General features: G+C 64.1%; 4 protein-coding genes. 3 read left to right on the forward strand and 1 reads right to left on the reverse strand.

The window, feature by feature from the left end; genetic code table 11:
• Positions 1 to 347, forward strand: a 347-nt coding sequence (locus EOA60_RS22195; RefSeq protein WP_164899462.1) for an HAD-IA family hydrolase, incomplete at its 5' end; no start/stop codon positions are given.
• 30 nt (positions 348 to 377) lie between these two features.
• On the opposite strand, the gene EOA60_RS22200 is transcribed toward EOA60_RS22195, so the two are convergent.
• The gene (locus EOA60_RS22200; protein ID WP_066997974.1) at positions 378 to 1121 is read right to left on the reverse strand and encodes a hypothetical protein; all 744 of its coding nucleotides are present in this window, start codon (positions 1119 to 1121) and stop codon (positions 378 to 380) included.
• A gap of 128 nt (positions 1122 to 1249) precedes the next feature.
• Between EOA60_RS22200 and thrC the strand changes: the two genes are divergently transcribed.
• Positions 1250 to 2647 (forward strand): threonine synthase, encoded by a 1398-nt coding sequence (thrC, locus tag EOA60_RS22205; RefSeq protein ID WP_095823929.1) that lies wholly within the window; start codon positions 1250 to 1252, stop codon positions 2645 to 2647.
• Between the two features lie 14 nt (positions 2648 to 2661).
• The gene (locus EOA60_RS22210; RefSeq protein ID WP_128311894.1) at positions 2662 to 3954 is read left to right on the forward strand and encodes a pitrilysin family protein; all 1293 of its coding nucleotides are present in this window, start codon (positions 2662 to 2664) and stop codon (positions 3952 to 3954) included.
• Positions 3955 to 3995 lie beyond the last annotated feature (41 nt).

Below are 3995 nucleotides of genomic sequence, written 5' to 3' on the forward strand. Positions count from 1 at the left end.
AGTTCATGCTTGAAAAGGTGCGCCTGCTGCCCTTCTTCGCCGGCCGCATCTTTTCGGGGCTCGACATCCCCGGCAAGAAGACCAAGCCGGCACCGGACGTGTTCCTCTATGCCGCCGAACAGCTCGGCGCCAACCCGAAGAACACTTTCGTCATCGAGGATTCGGTGCACGGCGTCACCGGCGCCAGGACGGCGGGCATGCGCGTCATCGGCTTCACCGGCGCGGGGCACAGCTATCGCGGCCATGCCGACTCGCTGACCGAAGCGGGCGCCGAAACCGTCATCCGCCGTTTGGCGGAACTCGGCAGCACGATTGCGGCATTGTCGGAGTGGTCGGAGGACGCTTAACCGCGGAAGCGCGATTGGCGGCGAACCAGATCAGTTTGTCGCCGCCGCGGCGACGCGCTTCTTCCTCTTGGCCTTGGACTTGTCCGTCGCTGCCGGCGCGTTCTCGTCATAGCCGGCATAGGCTTGGTAGTCGCGGGCGGTCGGCTCCGGCACTACGACGTTGGTGTCGGTGAAGACGAACTGCGTCGCGGCAGACGGATCGGTGACCTGCACCTGATACTGATGAAGCTGCGAATAGAGCACGTCAGGCCCATGTTGGACCGCGATGCGGATCGGCATCGTCACGGTACCGGGCGTGAACAGCGGTCCCGGCACGACCTTGCCGGCCACCGCGATCTTCATCGTCAGCTGGCCGTTTTCGTGAGTGCAGTCGCGCGTCACGTCGGTGATCGAGGCCTGGTAAATGATCTTGGCGGGATCGCGATTGGGGTCGACGGGTTGACCGTTCGGTCCGGTCTGTGCGGCTGCGGCTGCCTCGGCTTCAGCGTCCGCCGCGGCATCGACTTTCTTTTTCTTCGTCTTGGCGGCGGCGCCCTTAGCATAGGTATTGAAGAAGGCGGTGCCGTCGCGCAGCGTCACTTTCGGGCAGTAGGCGCGCAACTGGCTGGCAAGCACCTTGGGGTCCTGCGGCGGTGGCGGCGCGGTCGGGTCCTTCTTGCTGAAGCCGAAGTTCAAAATGCCATTGTCGCTCGATTGGCAGCCTGCGGCGGCAAGCATAAAGCCGGTGAGCGCAAGACCCGCGACAACACGGCGGTTGACCGAATAAAACCTCATGAACTGCACTTCCCTCTCACAAAGCCGGTGACGTATATCAACGCCGCGGCGAAAATGCGACTGAGCCGGCTCGGAAAATTAACCAATTTGCCGTGGATGACGCGGCCGGCAGCAATGGGTTCTTGACGATGCAATATGTGAGTACCCGCGGGGATGCGCCCGTGCTTGGATTTTCGGACGCGGTGCTGGCCGGACTGGCGCGCGACGGCGGGCTTTACCTGCCGCGCGAATGGCCGCAGTTCTCGTCCGCCGATATTCGCGCCATGCGCGGCCTCGCCTATCCCGATCTTGCCATCCGCGTCTTGACACCCTTCCTCGGCGGCGAGATCGCCGCACCCGTCTTCGAACGGCTGGTGCGTGAAGCCTACGCGACTTTCCGGCACGATGCGGTCTGCCCGCTGGTGCAGACGGGCAAAAACACCTTCATCCTCGAGCTCTTCCACGGCCCGACGCTGGCCTTCAAGGACGTGGCGATGCAGCTGCTCGCGCGGCTGATGGACCATGTGCTGGCCGAACGGGGCAACCGCGCGACCATCGTCGGCGCCACCTCCGGCGACACCGGAGGGGCGGCAATAGACGCCTTCGCCGGCCGCGACCGCACCGATATCTTCATCCTTTTCCCCAACGGCAAGGTCTCGCCGGTGCAGCAGCGGCAGATGACGACGTCGAGCGCCGCGAACGTGCACGCGCTGTCGATCGAAGGCAATTTCGACGATTGCCAGGGCCTGGTGAAGGATATGTTCAACGACCACGGCTTCCGCGACAGGGTGTCGCTGTCGGGTGTCAATTCGATCAACTGGGCCCGCATCATGGCCCAGATAGTCTATTACTTCTCCTCGGCGCTGTCGCTGGGCGCGCCCGACCGGCCGGTGTCATTCACCGTGCCGACCGGCAATTTCGGCGATATTTTCGCCGGTTATGCCGCCAAGCGAATGGGACTGCCGGTCGAGCGGCTGATCATCGCCACCAACGACAACGACATATTGGCGCGCACGCTTGCAAGCGGCGAATATCGCACCAAGGGCGTGTTCGCCACCACCTCGCCGTCGATGGACATCCAGGTGTCCTCGAACTTCGAGCGCCTGCTGTTCGAGGCGGCGGGCCGGGATGCCGCGACGGTCAGGCGCTACATGAACGGGCTGAAGCAGTCCGGCGCCTTTACCGTCGAAGCGGGCGAAATGGCGAGGATGCGTGCGGAGTTCGACGCCGGCCGCGCCAGCGTCGACGAGGTCGCGGCAACCATCCGCCAGACGCTTGAAGCGAGCAGCTATCTGCTCGATCCGCACACGGCCGCCGCTATGCACGTTGCGACCGGCCATATGTCGGGCGCCGTGCCCATGGTGGTTCTCGGCACCGCGCATCCGGCCAAATTCCCGGCGGCGGTCGAGGCCCCCAGCGGCGTTACGCCAGCGCTGCCTGCCTGGCTCGCCGGCTTGATGACAGCCGACGAAAAGTACACCATACTTCCATCCGAGCTGAAAATGGTGGAAGAATACGTGAGCCGCCACACGCGGGCGGCCCGTTAGGGAGTAGTTGCCATATGGGTGTTGAGGTAAGCCGTCTGTCGAACGGCCTGACGGTCGCCACCGAAACCCTTCCAAGCCTCGAATCCGTTGCCCTTGGCGCCTGGGTCAAGTCGGGCGCACGCAATGAGCGCGATGAAGAACACGGCATGGCCCATCTGCTCGAGCACATGGCTTTCAAGGGAACGAAACGGCGCAGCGCCTTCGAGATCGCCTCTGAAATCGAGAATGTCGGCGGCGAGATCAACGCCGCCACCAGCGTCGAGACGACCTCCTACTATGCCAGGGTGCTTTCCGCCGACGTGCCGCTCGCGGTCGACATCCTGGCCGACATCCTGCAGGAATCGGAGTTCGATCCGGAGGAACTGGAGCGCGAGCAGCATGTGATCCTGCAGGAGATCGGCGCCGCGCACGACACGCCCGACGACATCGTCTTCGACCGTTTCACCGAAACCGCCTTCCGCCACCAGACCATCGGCCGCTCGATCCTCGGCACGCCGGAGACGGTCAAATCCTTCACCTCCAGGCAGCTGCACGATTTCATCGAACGGCAATATGGCGCCGAGCGCATGGTGATCGTGGCCGCCGGCGACATCAAGCACGACAATTTCGTGCGCGAGGTGGAAAGACAGCTTGGCGGCTTCCGCGCCAAGGCCACCAGCAACATCCCGCAATATGCGCAGTATGTCGGCGGCGACTTCCGCGAGGACCGCGACCTGATGGATGCGCAGATCGTGCTCGGCTTCGAGGGCCGCGCCTACCATGTGCGCGACTTCTACGCCTCGCAGGTGCTGTCGATGATCCTCGGCGGCGGCATGTCGTCGAGGCTGTTCCAGGAAGTGCGCGAGAAGCGCGGCCTGTGCTATTCGGTCTATGCCTTCCACTGGGGCTTTTCCGACACCGGCATTTTCGGTGTGCATGCGGCGACCGGACAGAGTGATATCGCCAAGCTGGTGCCGGTCATCATCGACGAATTGCAGAAGGCCGGGGAAAGCATCCAGCAGGATGAGCTCGACCGCGCACGCGCGCAATATCGGGCCGGCCTCATCATGTCGGCCGAAAGCCCGGCAAGCCGCGCCTCGCAGATAGCCAGGCAGTTGCTGCTGTTCGGGCGGCCGATCGCCAAGGAGGAGTTGATGGAGCGGCTGGCGGCGCTGACGGTCGAGCGGCTGACCGATCTCTCCTCGCGGCTGTTCTCGACCAAACCGACGCTGACGGCGGTCGGCCCCGTGGGCACGCTGGCGCCCTACGAGGCGATCCTCGCATCGCTTGCGGGCCCGCAGACGACGGCTCGCAGGCTCGCCGTCTAACCTTCGTTCCGCAGTCGTGTTCGCGCTTCCTTTCTTTCGCC

Source organism: Mesorhizobium sp. M1A.F.Ca.IN.020.06.1.1 (assembly GCF_004023265.1).
Lineage (GTDB): Bacteria > Pseudomonadota > Alphaproteobacteria > Rhizobiales > Rhizobiaceae > Mesorhizobium.